At 53.6% G+C, this 18087-nt stretch carries 19 protein-coding genes; 9 read left to right on the top strand and 10 right to left on the bottom strand.

The features are described 5' to 3' along the window. Positions 1-2: 2 nt before the first annotated feature. Positions 3-182: a hypothetical protein gene (locus tag REIFOR_RS04375; RefSeq protein ID WP_100256408.1), complete on the bottom strand. Its 180-nt coding sequence runs from the start codon at positions 180-182 to the stop codon at positions 3-5. 190 nt (positions 183-372) lie between these two features. On the opposite strand from REIFOR_RS04375, the gene REIFOR_RS04370 reads away from it, so the two are divergent. Next, complete coding sequence (locus REIFOR_RS04370; RefSeq protein ID WP_145980230.1) at positions 373-1689, top strand: hypothetical protein; 1317 nt, start codon at positions 373-375, stop codon at positions 1687-1689. 18 nt (positions 1690-1707) lie between these two features. Then, positions 1708-2022 (top strand): Rieske (2Fe-2S) protein, encoded by a 315-nt coding sequence (locus REIFOR_RS04365; protein ID WP_100256406.1) that lies wholly within the window; start codon positions 1708-1710, stop codon positions 2020-2022. A gap of 63 nt (positions 2023-2085) precedes the next feature. Here the strand turns inward: REIFOR_RS04365 and REIFOR_RS04360 are convergent, their stop codons facing one another. The 3 genes from REIFOR_RS04360 to REIFOR_RS04350 all read right to left on the bottom strand — a co-directional run bounded on the left by REIFOR_RS04360 (position 2086) and on the right by REIFOR_RS04350 (position 6081). Beyond that, entirely contained in the window at positions 2086-2709 is a 624-nt protein-coding gene (locus REIFOR_RS04360) for a peroxiredoxin (RefSeq protein ID WP_100256405.1), read from the bottom strand. 181 nt (positions 2710-2890) lie between these two features. Beyond that, positions 2891-5395 carry an ABC transporter permease gene (locus REIFOR_RS04355; protein ID WP_100256404.1) on the bottom strand — a complete coding sequence of 835 codons (2505 nt, stop codon included), beginning with the start codon at positions 5393-5395 and terminating at the stop codon, positions 2891-2893. Then, the gene (locus REIFOR_RS04350; RefSeq protein ID WP_227003758.1) at positions 5392-6081 is read right to left on the bottom strand and encodes an ABC transporter ATP-binding protein; all 690 of its coding nucleotides are present in this window, start codon (positions 6079-6081) and stop codon (positions 5392-5394) included. Before REIFOR_RS04350 ends, REIFOR_RS04355 begins: the two co-directional genes overlap by 4 nt. 58 nt (positions 6082-6139) lie before the next feature. Here REIFOR_RS04350 and REIFOR_RS04345 point away from each other — a divergent pair, with 58 nt between their 5' ends. Beyond that, positions 6140-6730 (top strand): arylesterase, encoded by a 591-nt coding sequence (locus REIFOR_RS04345; RefSeq protein ID WP_227003757.1) that lies wholly within the window; start codon positions 6140-6142, stop codon positions 6728-6730. 37 nt (positions 6731-6767) lie between these two features. On the opposite strand, the gene folK is transcribed toward REIFOR_RS04345, so the two are convergent. Genes folK through tsaD form a run of 3 tightly spaced genes read right to left on the bottom strand, consistent with a single transcriptional unit; the run spans position 6768 to position 8652 of the window. Further along, positions 6768-7274: a 2-amino-4-hydroxy-6-hydroxymethyldihydropteridine diphosphokinase gene (folK, locus tag REIFOR_RS04340; protein ID WP_100256403.1), complete on the bottom strand. Its 507-nt coding sequence runs from the start codon at positions 7272-7274 to the stop codon at positions 6768-6770. Then, positions 7274-7627 carry a dihydroneopterin aldolase gene (locus REIFOR_RS04335; protein WP_100256402.1) on the bottom strand — a complete coding sequence of 118 codons (354 nt, stop codon included), beginning with the start codon at positions 7625-7627 and terminating at the stop codon, positions 7274-7276. The genes folK and REIFOR_RS04335 overlap by 1 nt, the downstream gene beginning before the upstream one ends. Continuing rightward, entirely contained in the window at positions 7627-8652 is a 1026-nt protein-coding gene (tsaD, locus tag REIFOR_RS04330) for a tRNA (adenosine(37)-N6)-threonylcarbamoyltransferase complex transferase subunit TsaD (RefSeq protein WP_100256401.1), read from the bottom strand. Before tsaD ends, REIFOR_RS04335 begins: the two co-directional genes overlap by 1 nt. Before the next feature lie 209 nt (positions 8653-8861). Here tsaD and rpsU point away from each other — a divergent pair, with 209 nt between their 5' ends. The 4 genes from rpsU to rpoD all read left to right on the top strand — a co-directional run bounded on the left by rpsU (position 8862) and on the right by rpoD (position 13520). After that, positions 8862-9077 (top strand): 30S ribosomal protein S21, encoded by a 216-nt coding sequence (rpsU, locus tag REIFOR_RS04325; RefSeq protein WP_100256400.1) that lies wholly within the window; start codon positions 8862-8864, stop codon positions 9075-9077. A 24-nt stretch (positions 9078-9101) separates the two neighbouring features. Then, entirely contained in the window at positions 9102-9548 is a 447-nt protein-coding gene (locus REIFOR_RS04320; RefSeq protein WP_100256399.1) for a GatB/YqeY domain-containing protein, read from the top strand. 83 nt (positions 9549-9631) lie between these two features. Further along, complete coding sequence (gene dnaG, locus REIFOR_RS04315) at positions 9632-11512, top strand: DNA primase (protein ID WP_100256398.1); 1881 nt, start codon at positions 9632-9634, stop codon at positions 11510-11512. A gap of 172 nt (positions 11513-11684) precedes the next feature. After that, positions 11685-13520, top strand: a complete 1836-nt coding sequence (rpoD, locus tag REIFOR_RS04310; RefSeq protein WP_100256397.1) for an RNA polymerase sigma factor RpoD — start codon at positions 11685-11687, stop codon at positions 13518-13520. 100 nt (positions 13521-13620) lie between these two features. On the opposite strand, the gene REIFOR_RS04305 is transcribed toward rpoD, so the two are convergent. Further along, positions 13621-14358, bottom strand: a complete 738-nt coding sequence (locus REIFOR_RS04305) for a VC0807 family protein (RefSeq protein ID WP_100256396.1) — start codon at positions 14356-14358, stop codon at positions 13621-13623. A 76-nt stretch (positions 14359-14434) separates the two neighbouring features. Here REIFOR_RS04305 and REIFOR_RS04300 point away from each other — a divergent pair, with 76 nt between their 5' ends. Both REIFOR_RS04300 and REIFOR_RS04295 read left to right on the top strand, forming a co-directional pair. After that, positions 14435-15142, top strand: coding sequence for a tRNA (adenine(22)-N(1))-methyltransferase TrmK (locus REIFOR_RS04300; RefSeq protein ID WP_100256395.1), 708 nt, complete (start codon positions 14435-14437; stop codon positions 15140-15142). A 132-nt stretch (positions 15143-15274) separates the two neighbouring features. Further along, entirely contained in the window at positions 15275-15727 is a 453-nt protein-coding gene (locus REIFOR_RS04295) for an Hsp20 family protein (RefSeq protein ID WP_100256394.1), read from the top strand. Positions 15728-15773: 46 nt separating this feature from the next. On the opposite strand, the gene REIFOR_RS17120 is transcribed toward REIFOR_RS04295, so the two are convergent. Both REIFOR_RS17120 and REIFOR_RS04285 read right to left on the bottom strand, forming a co-directional pair. Further along, positions 15774-16310 (bottom strand): sugar O-acetyltransferase, encoded by a 537-nt coding sequence (locus REIFOR_RS17120; RefSeq protein WP_287418584.1) that lies wholly within the window; start codon positions 16308-16310, stop codon positions 15774-15776. Continuing rightward, the gene (locus REIFOR_RS04285; protein ID WP_100256393.1) at positions 16300-18012 is read right to left on the bottom strand and encodes an alpha-glucosidase; all 1713 of its coding nucleotides are present in this window, start codon (positions 18010-18012) and stop codon (positions 16300-16302) included. The genes REIFOR_RS17120 and REIFOR_RS04285 overlap by 11 nt, the downstream gene beginning before the upstream one ends. Between the last annotated feature and the right edge of the window lie 75 nt (positions 18013-18087).

Raw genomic sequence — 18087 nt, 5'->3', positions numbered from 1 at the left:
GCTTAGCCTGTTAAACCTTCCAGCGTTTTTAGGGCCTTGTCGGCAGTATCTTGCAGCTCATGAATCAAATCATCGGTTTCATGAGTTGACAGGGCGCGGACGCGATCGCGCGGGCTCATTAAAAACAGACCTTTTTTAAGGGCGTTGAGTTGCTCTGTTAATTGTGTGACTGTGTCGTTCATGCTAAATCCTTAAGGTAAACTATTGCCGGTTGGGCCCGCACTGCGACCCGAAAACCGATTAAAAAGCGCTTTGAGCGAACTTTGAGTCGCAAGGCTATGATTTTTCGACCCAAGCGCATTAGAATGGAGACACAAAGGTCTCCAATTCGGTAGGCGCTATTGTATAGACTGAGTTTATTAATTACACCTTATGCCTAATCTAAAATGGATTGCTCAGCCCTTAACGGCCTTTGCACTTGGAATGCTCGCGTTGCTGAACCTGTTGTTACTGCTTTTTTGGTACAGTCCGGCCTTGGCCAGCCTCAACAAGGCGACTGACCAACAGGGCGCCAGCCTAGTGCGTAGCCTAGCCTTTGACGCTACCGCGGCACTGAACAGTGGCAATCGTGCCGCGCTAAGTAATATTCTAAACCATTTTACCGAGACCGGGCTGATCATCTCTGCGACGGTGACCAGTGTGGACGACAGCATCCGACTCAACGCCCTGGCCAAGAATGCGCCCGATCAGGGTCGCTCGTTTCGCCAGCCCATTGATTTTAGCGCAGACATACTCGGTTATGCCGAGTTAGTTATCGATGAGACCCCTATTCAGCAATGGCGTCAGCAAACCATTAGCAGTTGGTTGTTTTTTAATTTAACCAGCTTGATCGGCCTAGGCGGCTTTATTTTTTGGCGCTCCACGCGCCATCAGGCCGGTTGGCAACTCATCCGTGAGCAGCTGGCCGGCCAATTCCCCAGCGTCCACCGGCAATTAGAGGGCTCCCCCGAACAGCAACTGACCAAACTAATGGCCATTCTCGGCGAGCCGCTAAACCAACAGGGTCAGCTGATGAAGCACCTCGGCCAACGCTATGGCAGCAGTGACACCGAACGGCTGCTGGAACAGATTGAGTTGGTCGGGGATGAGGGCCGCTATGGTGATGTCGCCCTGGTCGCAATCCGCTGTCAAAACTGGCAAGCCCTAATGCGGGTTTACAGTGCGCAGGAATTGCAACTTATATGGAGTGACTATGAGTCTCTGATGATTCGCATCGGCCAGCTTTATAAGGGCATTTTATTGCCCGATGGCTTTTCACTGGTCTTTGGTATCAACAATGGCGAGCAGTATGCATTGGACGCTGTCTGCGCCGCGCGGGTGCTGCACCTAGCCTTGCCGCTTATTCGCCAGAGTCACACTCGACTCAGCCCGGTATTCGGCATAGCGGTCAGTGCCGGACCCGCCTTTATTAGCAAAACCCACAAGCACGGCATCCCCTTGCCGCTGGTAACCGGCGATGCCGATGCTTGGCTGGCACAAATTGAAGCACTGCAACCGATCGATCAGGTGTTGATGGCCGAACCGATCCTGCAACATCCGGACGTAAACGCGCAAGTCGAGGCATCGATCGTCCGTGATGTCACTCTGCGTGACGGTTCGCGCTTAGAAATTTGGGAACTGGAACGCCTTACCGAGCGAGACGAGCTGTTACGCAAACAGGCACAGACCCTTGTCCAGACTAATAAATAAATTGGGGAAAGACCTAACATGACCGACCTATGTGCACTAAGCGATCTAAACGAGGGCAGTTCGCGCGGTTTTTTGAGCCATCGTGGACCCGTTTTTGCGATAAAATACGACAATGAGATATATGTCTATCAAAATGAATGCCCGCATCTGGGGGTGAATCTCGAGTTTCGAGAGAACGAATTTCTTGATGCCGACGGGTCACTTATTCAATGTTCAACCCATGGTGCCCTCTTTGCCATCGATACCGGCCATTGCTTGGCAGGACCGTGCCAGGGCGACCAGCTGACCGCATTGGCCTTTACCATCGACGCCGGGCGCATTATTCTGAGCTGAGGGCAGGATCAAAGGACACAAAAAAGCCCGCCTAGGCGGGCTGATTGGCACAAGCTACGAGATTTATAGCTTGTCGGAGTTACCCGCCAAGTAATCGGCTACGCCAGTAGGGGTATTGATCATACCCTCGTCACCCTTTTGCCAGCCGGCAGGACAGACGTGACCATTCTCTTCGAAGAATTGCAACGCTTCAACAACCCGCACCAACTCATCAATGTTACGGCCAATCGGCTCATCGTTCATATGCTGTGCGCGCACAACACCTGACTTATCAATGACAAAGGACGCGCGGAAGGCGACGCCGGCGGGGTAGTAGCTGTCACCACCAATGGACTCAACGCCATACGCCTTGCAGATGTCATGGCTCATATCGCCAACCATGGTGTACTTAACCGGGCCGATGCCGCCGTCGTTAATCGGCGTATTGCGCCAAGCGTTGTGAGTGAAATGTGAATCCACGGAAACAGCCATAACCTCGACACCCAGTTCGGTCAGCTTCGCCATGCGATGATCCAATGCGATCAGCTCAGACGGGCAAACAAAGGTAAAATCGAGCGGGTAAAAGAACACCAAGGCGTACTTGCCTTTGGTCGTTGCGGCAAAATCAAAATCACCGACTATTTCGCCATTGCCGAGTACCGCTGGGGCGATAAATTCTGGTGCCTTGCGGCCTAGTAATACACTCATTGTCTTTCTCCATTTAAACGTTCAGTTATGCAATGCTGCGCTGGCCAGGCGAGACAGTTAAACGACTCAGCCAAACCTACTCGCAGTACTTTAGCCTAAAACCTCAAACCTTACGCCATCACTGTACCTATGATCACGATAGGATCTTACTATGGGCCTGCAGACCCAGCCCCCTGTTGCTCTAAAGCTGGCGCAACACCATCAAGGGCGGCACCCGGACCACCTTTCGGGTCGACAGCAAGCCGACCAAGCCAATCAGGCTCGCACCCACAACAGGACCCAGAATAAAAATAGGCCAATGGACAGAAAATGCCATATTAAGCAGTTCCGTCTGCAGAAAATAGAGTGCTATTTCGCTGCCCAGCGCGGCCAATAGGCCGGCCACGCCCCCTAGGGTGAAAAATTCAATCGCCAAGGCGCCACGCACTAATCGGGCACGGGCCCCCAGAGTACGTAAGATAGCGCTTTCCTGCAGGCGACTGTCCAAGGTAGCTTGAACACTGGCTATCAGTACAATCAGGCCGGCCACCAGTACTAGGCCGAGAATGAATTCGATAGCCAAGGTGACCTGGCCAACAATCGACTGGATCCGCTTCAGGATCGCATCGACCTCGATAAGCGAGATGGTCGGATAAGCCGCCAATATATCGGTCAGTAAGGGTTTTTGCTCCGGGGTCAGGAAGAAGCTAGTCAGATAGGCCGCACCGCTGCCGGACAAGATCGGACCACTAAAGATGACATAAAAGTTCGGTGCCAGGCTGTCCCATTGTACGGTGCGAATATTGTCGACCACCGATTCTACGCTCTGGCCACCGAAGGAAAACTCCACCGTGTCGCCAACGGACACCGCCAGTGCTTTGGCGAAGTCGGCCTCAATGGAGACATAGGGCTGATCGGCGTCGGCGGCATCGAACCAGTCACCCTCGACCACCTCGTTATCATCGGCCAAGACTGAACTCCAGGTGACATTTAACTCCCGGCGGAAGTCATCACCCTCTGGCTCCAAGCGTGCCAAGCGGTCTTGAATCGGCTCGCCATCGACCTTCACCAGACGGCCACGCATCATCGGATAAAAGGGCGTGGCCGGTATTTTGCGTTCGGCGAGCAGTGCTTCCAGGCCAGTTTTTTCCTGCTCAAATATATTGAACGCAAAATGATTCGGTGTGCCCTCGGGGAGCTGCTGTTGCCATTCGGTCAATAAGCTGGTGCGCAACAAGGTAAGAATAAACAACAACATCAACGCCATGGCGAAGATCATTATCTGGAAACTGTTTTGGCTGCCATTGCGCTGCAGACTAGCCAGGCCCAGACGCCAGGTCGTACCCAGACGTGATCCCGAGGCTCGGGCTAGGCGAATCATCAGGCCAGCCAAGAGCGTGACCCCGATAATCGCCACCGCCCCGGCGGCCATCAGGGCACCGGTGATCAGCAGGCTGTTGGAGTAAAAATACACCAGTCCAATGACCGCCACCACCCCGATCGTGGTGGTGCGCGCCGTATTGATGGTGCCACCAGCGACATTGGAGTTAAAAACCCGTGCCGGTGGCGTGAGTCGCAGCACCCAAACAGGCGGAAAGGCGAAGGCAAGCAAACAGACTAGACCGGTGATAAAACCAATCCACAGGGGTTGACTGGTAGCGGCAACCAACTCGCGTGGCAATAGGCCGGCAAATAACTCCAGAAACGCCCAATGCAACACCCAGCCGAGAAACAAACCGACCAATACCGCGACTAAGCCCAAGACCACCAAACTACCGGCATAGAGCAATGCGATGCCATTGGGCGTAACGCCGACCGTCTTTAACAGCGCAACATGACTAAGCTGCCGTGTGGCGTAACGCTTTGACGCCAAGGCCAATGCGACGCCACCCAGGATCACGCCTAATGAACCGGCCAGGAGCAAAAAGCTCTCGGCACGCTCTAACGTTGCGGTGATCCGCTCATTGGCATCGGACACACTGCGCCAGCGGTGATGCTCGCCTTTTTGCTTGAGCCACTCGAGCCGATAAGGTTCGACATCACCGGCCAATAACAGCCGATACCCAACCCGACTGCCGAGTTGCACCGCGCCCGTCTGCCCGATATCGGCGGCATTGATCATCACGCGCGGGTTAAGGCCAAAGTCACCGCCGGCATTATCCGGTTCGGCAATCACGACCTTGGCAATGGTAAAGTCCCCATCACCGACCCCGATGGTATCGCCTACCTTCATCCCAAGTGCGGCCAACAGACGCGAATTGACCCAGGCCTCCGAGGGTTGAGGTCCGACCTGGGTCTTTTCGATTAAGCCATAAGGTTCAGTACTAACCTCCAGCTCACCTTTCAAGGGATAAGCTTGCGAGACGGCCTTGACCGAGGCCAATTCGGCCGAACGGCCTGGGCCGAAGACCATGGCTTGAAAGGTGGTGACCTGAGCTGTTTCCAATCCGGCCGCAATGGCTTGTTCGAGCCAAATTTCCGGTAACGGCTGGGAGCCGCGTATCTGTGCATCGGCCGCTAGCAAGGAGCCGGCCTCGTCCAGTATAGAGTTGCTGATTCGGTCGGTGAATAGGCCAATGCCGGTCACCGTGGTCACCGCCACCAATAGCGCCGCGGTCAAAATATTCAGCTCACCACTACGCCAATCACGCCACAGTAACTTCATTGCCAAACGGGCCAGAGATCCGCGCGGGGCCGCCGACGTCATTGTGGTACCTCGACCAACTCACCGCCATGCATGCGCAACTGACGCTGACAGCGCGCCGCCAACCTTTCGTCATGGGTCACGAGCACCAAGGTGGTGCCCTGCTCCTGATTTAGCGCAAATAGCATATCGGCGACCTTTTCCCCGGTAACCGTGTCGAGATTGCCCGTCGGCTCATCGGCAAAGAGGATCGGGGCATTGCTGGCGAAAGCACGGGCTACCGCCACACGCTGCTGTTCACCGCCGCTGAGTTGCTGGGGGTAATGATGGGAACGATCGCTCAGCCCGACCCGATCCAACCAGTCGTTGGCCTGAGGCTCAGCGTTGATATCGCCGCGCACCTCTAGCGGCAGCATGACATTTTCCAGCGCCGTCAAGCTGGGCAAGAGCTGAAAATTTTGGAATACGAAGCCAACCATCTCGCCGCGCAAGAGCGCCCGAGACTCCTCGTCCATGGCCGTCAGGTCGCGACCGGCAATCTCGACATGACCGCTGCTCGGGGTGTCCAGGCCAGCCAACATGCCTAACAGGGTGGATTTGCCTGAGCCCGACACGCCCACTATCGCGACCGTCTCACCGGCGTAAATTTCCATATCTATACCCTTTAATATAACCAATGGCTCTTCACGGCCGGGTACTTCCTGTTTAAGCTGTCGGGTCTGTATCATCAAACTAGTCTGGGTCGTCATGATAAAATTCATTCCAAAATTGTTGTTAACGGTAACTAAGCTCCTGAAGTGGGGCTTAATGGCCAAAATGCTCGCTCTTTCTGTTTCCTTTACTCAGGCCGCGACTCTTATGGTCCATGGCGACAGCCTATCGGCTGGTTATGGCATCTTGCCCGAAGAAAGCTGGGTGAGCTTGGTCGGCCAGGCGTTGGGCGATGAGTATCGGGTGATCAATACCAGCATCAGCGGTGAAACATCAAAGGGCGGCTTGGATCGCCTGCCGGCCCTGCTGGACAAATTTCAGCCTGACATTCTCATGGTTGAGCTCGGTGCCAACGATGGTTTACGAGGCTACCCTATCGATCAGATGTACGACAATTTGCAAAAAATGATCACCCTCGCACAGGACCAGGGCATTGAGGTGATATTGTTGGGGATTAGATTGCCGCCCAACTTCGGCAAGCGCTATACCGAGCCGTTCTTCAATAGTTTTGCCGAACTGGCCCAGATCCATGATTTGCTCTATTTGCCGTTCATACTGGACAATGTCGCCCAATACCCCGACCTAATGCAGGCCGATGGTCTGCATCCGACCAAAGCAGGTCAGCCCATTATCGTAGAGTCTGTTCGCCCGCTGATCGAGCGCGCGCTGGCACGACTCAAGTCCTAATCGAGCGATGGTGATGGCACGACTGAAGTAACTCGGCTTAGCGCTCAAAGTCGAAGGGCACCTGGGTTAGCTGTTGACCCCGAGCACCCTGACTGAGCCATAACTCACTAAAGGTCTGCTCTAAGCCGGGCACCTGCTGCTGAGGCACCAGATCGACCAAGGGCAGTAATACGAAGGCATTCTTGAACAATTCAGGTCTCGGTAATTCGATCCCCTCCATTAGCCCAGAGAAATCACCATAGGTCACGACATCGATGTCTAGGGTTCGAGAACCGAATTTTGGACCACTACGATCCCGCCCGTTGTCGTCCTCGATCCGTTTCAGAATCAGATTAACGTCGGCTAGGGAGGCGCTCGACTGCACTAACACGATCAGATTAAGAAAGGCACTGCCGTCAAAGCCCACCGCGGCGCTCTCATAGACGGGCGAGCAGATCAACGGACCGAAATGCTGTCGCAGCGCGGCTATACCAGCGCCGATGCGGCGATAGCGATTAATATTACTGCCCAAACTCAGGGCAAGCTGGATCGAGGTTGTGGTCATTAAAAACGCCGCTCCATTTTAATGCCCACCGCGCTGCACTCGGTTACCGCGGCGGGCTTATTGATCTGCAATTGTATCCGGGCGATCGCAAACTGCTCATGTACCAATACGCATAGGGCTTCCCCAAAGGCTTCGAGCAACTGAAAATCTTGCGCCAGAGCCCAGCTTCGGAGGGTCTTGAAGAGTCGGTCGTAGTCGAGTGCATGGCGCAGGTCATCTGACTGACCGGCGCGATGGCAATCAAAATCCAGCTCCAAATCAATGAACAACAGCTGGCGTTCGACCCGTTCAAAAGCATAGACGCCGATGAGGGTTTCCAAGCGCAATCCGGTAACGTACACACTATCAGACATTATATGGGCTCCAAGGTATCAAGTGGCCAGCGCGGCCGAATGTCTAGCGAGAGGTCAGAGCCTTGCCCGGCCCTGAGCCGCAACCATCCAGCATAGGCGATCATCGCACCATTATCGGTACAAAATTCCGGCCGAGGGAAAAACAATTCACTGCGTTCCTTTTCAGCCATCTTCGCCAAGCCCAAACGCAATTGCTTGTTGGCACTGACGCCGCCAGCGATCACCAGCCGTCTATAGCCGGTGTGCTGCAGGGCACGCCGACACTTAACGGCCAACGTCTCGACCACGGCCTCCTGAAAGGCACAGGCAATATCAGCTCGCGTCGCGTCGGGAACAACGCCATCGACGCTGTGCTTGGCAATTTGCAGCCTAACTGAGGTTTTAAGGCCTGAAAAACTAAAGTCCATACCGGGTCGGTCGATCATCGGACGCGGAAAGCGAAACACCCCGGTTCGACCCTGTTCGGCTATTTGACTGAGCAAGGGCCCACCCGGATAGGGCAGACCCATCATCTTGGCCGTCTTATCGAATGCTTCACCGGCCGCATCGTCCAAGGATTCCCCTAGGATACTGTAGGCACCGGGCGCCTTAACATCAACCAGCAAGGTATGGCCGCCACTGACCAACAGGGCAACAAAGGGATAGGCCGGCGGATTGGTTTCCAACATTGGGGCCAACAGATGGCCTTCCATATGATGCACGCCGAGGGCGGGTACACCCCAGCCAAAGGCCAGCGACCGAGCGGTCGCAGCGCCAACCATCAGCGCGCCAATCAGGCCCGGACCGGCGGTAAAAGCGACCCCGTCAACCTGGCCGAGCGGCAACTCGGCCTCGGCAAAGGTCTCCTGAATCAGGGGCAAGAGGGTACGAATATGGTCTCTAGAGGCCAATTCAGGGACCACGCCCCCAAATTCGGCGTGCATCTTGACCTGACTATACAGTTGATGCGCCAGTAGACCCCGCTCACTGTCGTACAGTGCTACCCCTGTTTCATCACAGGAGGATTCAATCCCCAAAACCCGCATGCCAATACCCGACTACCCAAAAGGCGGCAAGTTTAACGCCTATCAGGCCCACCCGCCATAGCAGCGCGAGGCTAGAGCAAAACTTTCACCGAGATCCAAGTGACACGAAGTACTTGCTACTGACGGCTGCGCTAAGTACAATTACGCGCCTCGAAAAACCTCTGAAAAGACGGTATTTCGAATCACCCACCCTTTGTTAGGAAGAGTAAATGCCACACGTTAAAGTTAAAGATAACGAACCCTTTGATGTCGCTCTACGTCGCTTCAAGCGTTCTTGTGAAAAAGCTGGTGTTCTGTCTGAAGTCCGTAGTCGTGAACATTATGAAAAACCAACTTGGATCCGCAAACGCGCCCAAGCAGCAGCTGTTAAGCGCCATGCAAAGAAAATGCAGCGTGAAAACAAGCGCATGAACCGCCTCTACTAAAAAAACAACACGTGGGTTACTGCAATGTTCGAGCTTAAGCACCGTCTGACCGAAGCTATGAAAGACGCCATGCGCGCTAAAGATAAGCCTCGCCTGAGTGCGATTCGCCTAATCTTGGCCGAGCTCAAACGCATTGAAGTAGACGAACGTATTGAAGTAGATGACCAGCGAGTTTTGGCCGTACTGGACAAAATGACCAAACAACGACGCGATTCCATGGCACAATTTAAAGATGCCGGACGCGAAGATCTTGCCGCGATCGAACACAATGAACTGGAGGTGATTAAAGCTTTTCTCCCCGCGGCGTTGACAGAAGTAGAGATTAACGGCCTTATTGATGCTGCTATAGCAACAACAGGTGCTGCGTCCATGGCCGACATGGGCAAGGTAATGGCCATTCTCAAGCCCCAAACCCAGGGTCGAGCTGACATGGGCCAACTCAGCCAAAAGATCAAAGCCCAATTGGGCTAAGCACTGACAAGGTGCCTCGCAGTTATTACGGTGTCTTGAATTCCGCTTAGCAAGCGCAATGTGCCTTCGTTTAGAGAGAGCTAATGGCCGGTTTAATCCCCAATGACTTTATTGAGCAGTTGCTCGACCGCACAGATATACTTGAAGTTATTGGTAATCGAATCGAGTTAAAGAAAAAAGGCAAGGACCACTGGGCCTGCTGTCCGTTCCATGGCGAAAAATCCCCCTCCTTTTCGGTCAATCCGAGCAAACAATTTTACTATTGCTTCGGCTGTGGTGAGTCCGGCACGGCGCTCAAGTTCCTGCAAGAATACGACAAGATGAACTTTGTTGAGGCCATCGAGGAGCTGGCGCGCGGGGCCGGCGTCGAGGTACCGCGCGAGGAAGTGAGCGCCAAGGCCAAGCAAAAGCAACAACAACGCAGGTCTCTGCACGATCTATTAGGCAGCTGCTCGGAATACTTCGCCCACCAACTTTACCAGCATGCCGACTCCAAGCCGGTGCAACGCTATGTTCTAGATCGCGGTCTAACGGAAGAGGTGGTGCGCACCTTTCAGATTGGCTTCGCGCCCGAAGGCTGGAACAACCTGAGCCAGCATTTTCGCAATGAGCAAACCGATCGCGAACTTCTCACCACCGGTATGTTGACCCAGAATGACAAAGGTCGGGTCTATGACCGATTTCGGAATCGCCTTATGTTCCCGATCCGCGATATCCGCGGCCGGGTTATTGCGTTTGGTGGTCGCGTTATGTCGGCCGATGAACAACCCAAGTACCTGAACAGCCCGGAAACACCGGTATTCCATAAGGGCCAAGAGCTCTATGGCCTCTATGAAGCCCGCAAGGCGGTCAAAAACTTTGATAATATCATTATTGTCGAAGGCTATATGGACGTGGTGGCGCTGGCTCAACACGGCGTTAAGAATGCCGTTGCCACACTGGGCACGGCGACTTCGCCCACCCATATCCAACGGCTATTTAAACTGACCACCGAGATCATCTTCTGTTTCGATGGCGATGCCGCCGGCAAACGGGCCGCCATTCGCGCCCTAACCAATACCCTGCCCGAACTGAAGGACGGCCTGCAAGCGCGGTTTTTGTTCTTACCGGATGGCGAAGACCCCGACAGCCTAGTCCGCAAAGAAGGCTTCGAAGGCTTTATGTTCCGTGCCAAGCAGGCCCAGAGCCTGCCCGACTTTCTATTCCAACACCTGCAGACCCAGGCCGACATATCACGGCTCGACGGCAAGGCTCGCTTGGTCAGTATCGCGCGCGGTTGGATCGAGAAGGTGCCGGAAGGCATCTTCCGACAACTGCTGCTGGGCGAGCTCTCTAGCCTGGTTGGCCTTCCTACCGAGCAAATCATCGCCAACTTCGAGCCGGTAGCGCCCAAGATTGAACCCGCGTCGGAGTCACAGGAGTCCAGCAATCCGGATCATTGGCCGATTCCGGTTGACGCCGCCTATGACATGGGCTCGGCACCAGCACCGCGTTCGGGCGGCCGAACCGGGGCTCTGGTGGTTAAGATCGGCTATATACACCGCGCCCTGGCCTGGTTAATCCGCTTCCCACAATTGGCGCTCGATATCGATATTGAACGCATTCGTCGCTTGCCGCCCCAGAATGACCGGCTATTGTTGATATCGGTCATCGAATTACTGCAGAAAGCCCCGAAGGATAACCTTTATTATGCCTTCGACTATCTGTGTCAGCATGGCTTACGCGAAACCCTATCACCGATCGCCACGTCGGACTATCTGTGGCTCGAAGCGGCGAATGAGGATCATAAAGATGAACAGGCGTTTGGCCGCCAAGAACTTGAAAAAATCATAAACGGCCTCACACAGAGAGCACCAGATGATGAATATGAAACACTTAAAAAACGCGCCTTAGCGCTTGATCCATCCTTAACGGATGCCGAAAAGCAGCGATACCGCGAGCTGCTCAAACAAAGAAAGCAGTAAATGCCGAGCCACCGGAGTCTGTAAAAGCAATTCACCACCATCTTAGCGGACCGCATAGATGCCAGAATGGGCAGATAAGTGCCCTGGGCCGTTTGGTTAAGTCGTTGAGTTACTGTACACTATCCGGCTATTTGCGTGCGTTATTAACCACTACAGAGCTTACAGGTTATCTATGGCTGAAAAATCTCAGCGTCAGTCCCGTCTAAAAGAACTGATCGCAAAAGGCAAAGAACAGGGTTACTTGACCTTTGCCGAAGTGAACGACCATCTGCCGGAAGAAATTAATTCTCCCGACCAGGTGGAAGACATCATTGCAATGATCAACGATATCGGCATCGAAGTCTTCGAACAGGCTCCGGATGCCGATCAGTTGTTGCTTGCCGACAGCGATCAAAATACCGATGACGACGCGACCGAAGAAGCCGCCGCGGCCTTGGCGGCGGTTGAAACCGATACCGGTCGCACCACCGACCCAGTGCGCATGTACATGCGCGAAATGGGTACCGTTGAGCTGCTAACTCGCGAAGGCGAAATTGTTATCGCCAAACGTATCGAAGAAGGTACGCGGGAAGTGATGCAGGCCATGGCCTTTTACCCGGGTGTTATCGAAAGTATTATTAAATGCTACGACAATACGTTGGTCGAAGACGGCGGTCGCCTGTCTGATTTCTTAACCAGTTTTCAAGATCCCGACGAGGCCGATCCGCTGCCTGCGGCCGATTCACCCGACGCGATCCCGGTGCCCGAAGCCGAAGCCAACAGTGGTGACGCGGCAGAAGACGAAGAAGAGGCCGAAAGTGGCCCGGATCCGGAAATTGCTCGCGAGCGCTTTACTCTGCTCAAAGAACAACTTGTGACCGCTCTAGGTGTGATCGAGGCCAAGGGTCGTTACAGCAAAGAAGCTCATGCCTGCCTGAGTGCAATGGGTGAGACCTTCTCCTGCTTTAAGCTAACCCCGAAAGCATTCGAGGAGTCGATCACCCCGATCAAGGCATCAGTGACTGAAATTCGCAAACAGGAACGCAGTGTCATCGCGATCTGCGTTCGGACGCTGAAGATGCCGCGCAAGACCTTTATCGAATTGTTTGTCGGACATGAAACCGAAGATCTTTGGCTCAACCATGTGCTCGAAGATCCGCAATATTCAGATGAAGCTTTTCGTCATGAAGTGGAATTGCGTCGCGCCCAACGTAAGTTGCGCAATATGCAAAAGACCACTGGCGTCACCCTAGCCGAGGTGAAGGATATTCACCGGCGGATCTCCATTGGCGAAGCGCGCGCGCGTCGAGCTAAGAAAGAGATGGTCGAAGCCAACTTGCGTTTGGTAATTTCCATCGCGAAAAAATATACCAACCGGGGTCTGCAATTTCTCGATCTGATCCAGGAAGGCAATATCGGTTTGATGAAAGCGGTTGATAAGTTTGAATACCGTCGTGGTTACAAATTTTCAACCTACGCAACTTGGTGGATTCGTCAGGCGATCACTCGATCGATCGCCGATCAGGCTCGCACCATTCGAATTCCGGTGCATATGATCGAAACGATCAACAAACTGAACCGTATTTCGCGCCAGATGCTCCAGGAAATGGGTCGTGAGCCCACTCCTGAGGAGCTGGCCGAGCGCATGGACATGCCCGAAGATAAGATTCGCAAGGTGCTGAAAATCTCCAAAGAACCGATTTCGTTGGAAACACCGATTGGTGACGACGAAGACAGCTCGCTGGGCGATTTCATCGAAGACAATACCATGGAGCTGCCGATGCATTCGGCAACCTCTACAGGCTTGCGTGAGGCGACTAAGGAGGTTTTAGCCGGACTCACCGCACGTGAAGCTAAGGTATTGCGGATGCGTTTTGGCATTAACATGAATACTGACCATACCCTCGAAGAAGTGGGCAAGCAGTTTGATGTTACTCGTGAGCGGATACGCCAGATTGAAGCCAAGGCACTGCGCAAGCTACGGCATCCGTCACGTTCCGATCATCTACGCAGCTTTATCGACGAATAAACCGGTCATGCTGATTGTGGATTAATAAAAAAGCCCGGCTTAGCCGGGCTTTTTTGTGGCCGCTCGAAACGGCGATCTAGATCAGGGCTGCGCGCTCATACTAGGATTTCTTACTGCCATCCACCATCAGCTCTTCGAGTGGCAACTTGGTTAGGGACTTCAATTGGGCCAGCAAATAAAAGATCGCGCCGATTAATACAATCATGCTCGGAATCACGATAACCGGATAACTTAGTGCGGTCATGCGGCCTAGCTCTTCATTGAACTGGGAGGTTCCCGCCGGACTTTTCAGCACCAGCTTGGCCAACATATAGTTCAAGCCTGAAGACAGGAAGAAAGAAGAGGCAACTATGTAAGTCACAATATTCATCTTTTGATCGAATTTGGCTTTATTGCCCAGTTCCGCCAATGCCTCGTGAACTCGGGCAATCTGGATTATGTTCTCATTGAAGATTAACAACTTCACCACCGACCGACGCGAGCCTTGGCTGATGATTACCGCCAGTCCGATAAGCCCCGGAATGGCCGCTTCTTTGATGGCAATATATTTAGGGTCTAACTGCAATAGGCTGATGCCACCGGTCAACAGCACACTGACCACACCGAGAATGGAAAACCCATTGACCTTACCAGTCACGCGCATTTCCCACAGACCAAAGCCTATTGGGAAGGCAAGGGCGACAATAATGCTCCAAACCGGCCCCAATGCAGACTCTTGGCTAAACTTTGTTAAGATGACCACTGGAATAACTATATTAAACAGCAGGTTGCTTAGAAATCCGCCTTTTTTAGGCTGAGCGGCAGAAGAGGTCGAAGAATTTGGCGTTGGGTCTGTCATTACAGGCTCACAGAGCAGAAATTTGACCCCACTTTACCTGACTTTAGGTACCTGAGCATACTCATGAAAGGGTAAAATGATCGATCACAGTTTAAAAACCCGTATGGGCACACGTCTGAGCGCACTCTTTAACGCCATACCCGAAACCACCACTGAATTTTGGGATCTCTGTTGTGACCACGGCGCGGCTGGCCGTGCCATACTCGAATCTAGGCCAAGCTGCCCGGTGGTGTTCAACGATATCCACAGCGATATTATGGCCCATCTAGAGCACCAGTTGGCGGAGTTAGCGGCAGATAATTATCGCCTGGCAATCTGCCCAGCCGAACGCTTAGAGCTCACCGCCAGTAGGCAACCTACCCTATTGCTGGCCGGCGTTGGCGCTGAACAATGTATCGTTATTTTGGCCCATCTGTTTGCCCAACCGGCCAGTGCATCGGCAAGCTTTATTATTTCTCCGGCGACAAAGATGTACTGGGTTCGGCAATTTCTGATCGAACAAGGCGCTTATCTGTTGGCAGAACAGGTGGTCACGGAACATAACCGTTCTTACGAAATACTCACCATTCGTCGCGAACCGACATCATCTGGGTTGGCAATGATCGACCATCCAGACTTTAGTCATGGCGATTGCTGGCTCCCGGCCGACCCCAATCACCGGCGCCACATCAACAAGCTGATAGCCTATTATGGCGCACAACTGGAGCATCGCCCTACGCCACAAAGCAAGGCGATTGTGCAGGGTTATCAAAATATATTAAAAAAATTATCGGGCCAGACTTGAAGCGGGTCAACCTAACCCCTATCTCTTGATTACGACGCCGCAAAGCGGGTCGTATTAGATAAAAGAGTTAAGCGTTTTAGCCAACCCGGTTAGCAACGTCTTAGCAACCTTTTGCTCATAGGAGATTAGGATATGCGTACAGCCTTCGATTTTTCACCACTACACCGCACCACTGTCGGTTTTGACCGAATTGCCCACCTCTTTGATGCGGCCAACCAGAGTGCCAACACGGGCACCAACTACCCACCTTATGATATTGAGATCACCGGCGAGAGCCAATATGTCATCACCCTCGCCTTGGCCGGCTTTGCCGAACATGAGATCGACATCCAGTCGGAAAATAGCCTACTAGTGGTGCGAGGAAAAAAAGACAAGGACGAAACAACACGGCAGTTTCTATACCAAGGCATTGCCTATCGTTCCTTTGAACGGAAGTTTCAACTGGCCGATTATGTCACGGTGACCGGCGCGCAACTGGCGCATGGTATCTTACAGATCAGCTTGCTGAAGGAAATTCCCGACGCGATGAAGGCTAAAAAAATCCAAATTAACAGCCTGCACCCGACGGCGATAAAAGAGCAGTAACGCAGGGCGGTTATTCGAGCGCTCTGGCGCGAGACCGGCGCGTGCTCTAACGCGCCGGATTGCCCTTGACCAGAGCGCCATCGGCAACGTCCCGAGTGACCACACTGCCCGCCGCCACGACGGCTCCCACACCAATGGTGATGCCGGGCAAGATAATCGCACCTCCGCCAATCCAAGCCCGCGTTTTAATATGAATCGGCTCAGCCCACATCAGGCCTTTTGCACGGGCCTCGGCATCTAGGGCGTGCTGGGCGGTATAAAACTGTGCGGCGGGCCCAATCAATACCTCATCATCGATACGGATCGGCGCGGAATCGAGGAACACACAGTGGGCATTAATATAGACCGCGCGGCCCAGGGTCATCTGGCTGCCGTAATCGACAAACAACCCCGCCTCAATAAAGCACTGTTCACCGACGGACTCAAACTGTTCGAACAAGCGTTTTAGGTGGCCTTTACTGGGCGCACGATTAAATTGCGCGCTGCGTTGGCGTATTAGCTCTCTTTGCTGCAACAGATCGGGCGCCAGCGAACAATATGGCTCGCCCCGGACCATGCGTTGCCAATCGTCACTACGTGCCATTGTTTACTCCTAGGGGCCGCTCGGCAACCACAGCCTGCCACGGCGACAAATACTGCAACCAGACCGAGGGTTGGGCCAGATTGGGCCTTGAAGGCTGATCGGCGGGCCCTCTGTTGGTCATGACTAGGTGCCAGTCGTCCCTGCGCACCGGCTCGGGTAGGGTCAGATCCGCGGGCTGATCGGATAGGTTTACTAAAACCAAAAAATCGCCATTAGCATCGCGCCTTCGATACGCAAAGACCTGCTCCGAGCTATCCATAAAGGACTCGTAATGGCCATAAACCAGAGTCTTACGCACCTTACGCAAGGCAATCAGCCGCTGATACCAGGGCCACACGCCCTGCTCTTCCGCTTGCGCGGCGGCGACATTGATCTGGGCAAAGTTAGGGTTCACTCTCAGCCATGGCATTCCAGTGGTAAAGCCGGCCTGAGGCCCGTCGGTCCATTGCATAGGGGTGCGGGCATTGTCGCGCCCCATACGATGAATAGACGTCAAGAGTTGCACCGGATCCCGGCCTTGGGCGAGTTGCTCTCGATACCAACTGGTGATTTCCAGATCGCGGTAGGCCTCGATTGGATACTGCACATTGGTCATACCGATCTCTTCGCCCATATAGATATAGGGCGTGCCCGGCAAGGTCAGGGTAACGGCCGCCAAAGCCTGGGCAGACTCGATACGAAAGCTCTGGTCGTTACCGAAGCGACTCACGGCTCGGGGCTGGTCGTGATTCATCCAAAACTGACTGTTCCAGCCAATGCCGTCTAAACCCTCGATCCAGCGTTTGAGAATGCTTTTCAGTGCCACCCGCGACCAGGTCGCTTGCGCGTCCCACTTACCAGCGGGACCGTGATCCAGCGCCATATGCTCCATCTGAAAGATCATCTGCAACTCGTTACGGTCGGCGCCGACCAGCTGCTTGCCCTGTTCTATATCGACGTCAAAGCATTCACCGACAGTCATGCAATCGTAATGTTGTAACACTTCTCGATGCATCTCCTGCATATAGTCATGCAACTTAGGGCCGTTAATAAAGTATTCACCTCCCCAGCTCAGCTGGATCTCATCACCGACCGAGGGCAGATGCGGATGCTTCGAGATCATATTGATCACGTCCATCCGGAAGCCGTCGACGCCCTTGTCAAACCAGCGCCGCATCATACGGTAGATATCCTGACGCAGGTCGGGGTTGGCCCAGTTTAGATCCGGTTGTTTTTTGGAAAACAGATGCAGGTAATATTGCCTGCTGGCGGGGTCAAATTCCCAGGCCGATCCAGAGAAGACACTGAGCCAATTATTCGGTGCCCGATCCTGGTCGCCGTCCCGCCAGAAGTAATAGTCCCGATAGGGCCCGGTCGGATTGGCCCGGCTGCTAACAAACCAGGGGTGTTCATCGGAACAGTGGTTAACCACTAGGTCCATAATTAGCCGAATGCCGCGTTGATGCAGGCCGGCCAACAACTCATCGAAGTCGGCCATGGTGCCAAATTCGGCCATAATGGCGTCATAGTCGGAGATGTCATAGCCGTTATCATCATTGGGCGATTGATAGATCGGGTTTAACCAGACGATGTCGACGCCCAGTTCAACCAAATAATCGAGTTTGCTGATAATCCCACGCAGATCGCCGACGCCATTACCGGTACTGTCGGCAAAGCTGCGCGGATATATTTGATAAACAATGCCTTCTTTCCACCAGGTCACAATAACTGTCCTTACCGGTTATAAATTTGCTCGCAGCCTAATAAACTTTCAAATCGACGCCTAGATTTAAAGGTC

The sequence above is a fragment of the Reinekea forsetii genome, assembly GCF_002795845.1.
In the GTDB taxonomy this organism is placed as follows: domain Bacteria; phylum Pseudomonadota; class Gammaproteobacteria; order Pseudomonadales; family Natronospirillaceae; genus Reinekea; species Reinekea forsetii.
Note: the sequence above shows the minus strand (reverse complement) of the source record. Positions and strands in the feature narration are given on the sequence as shown.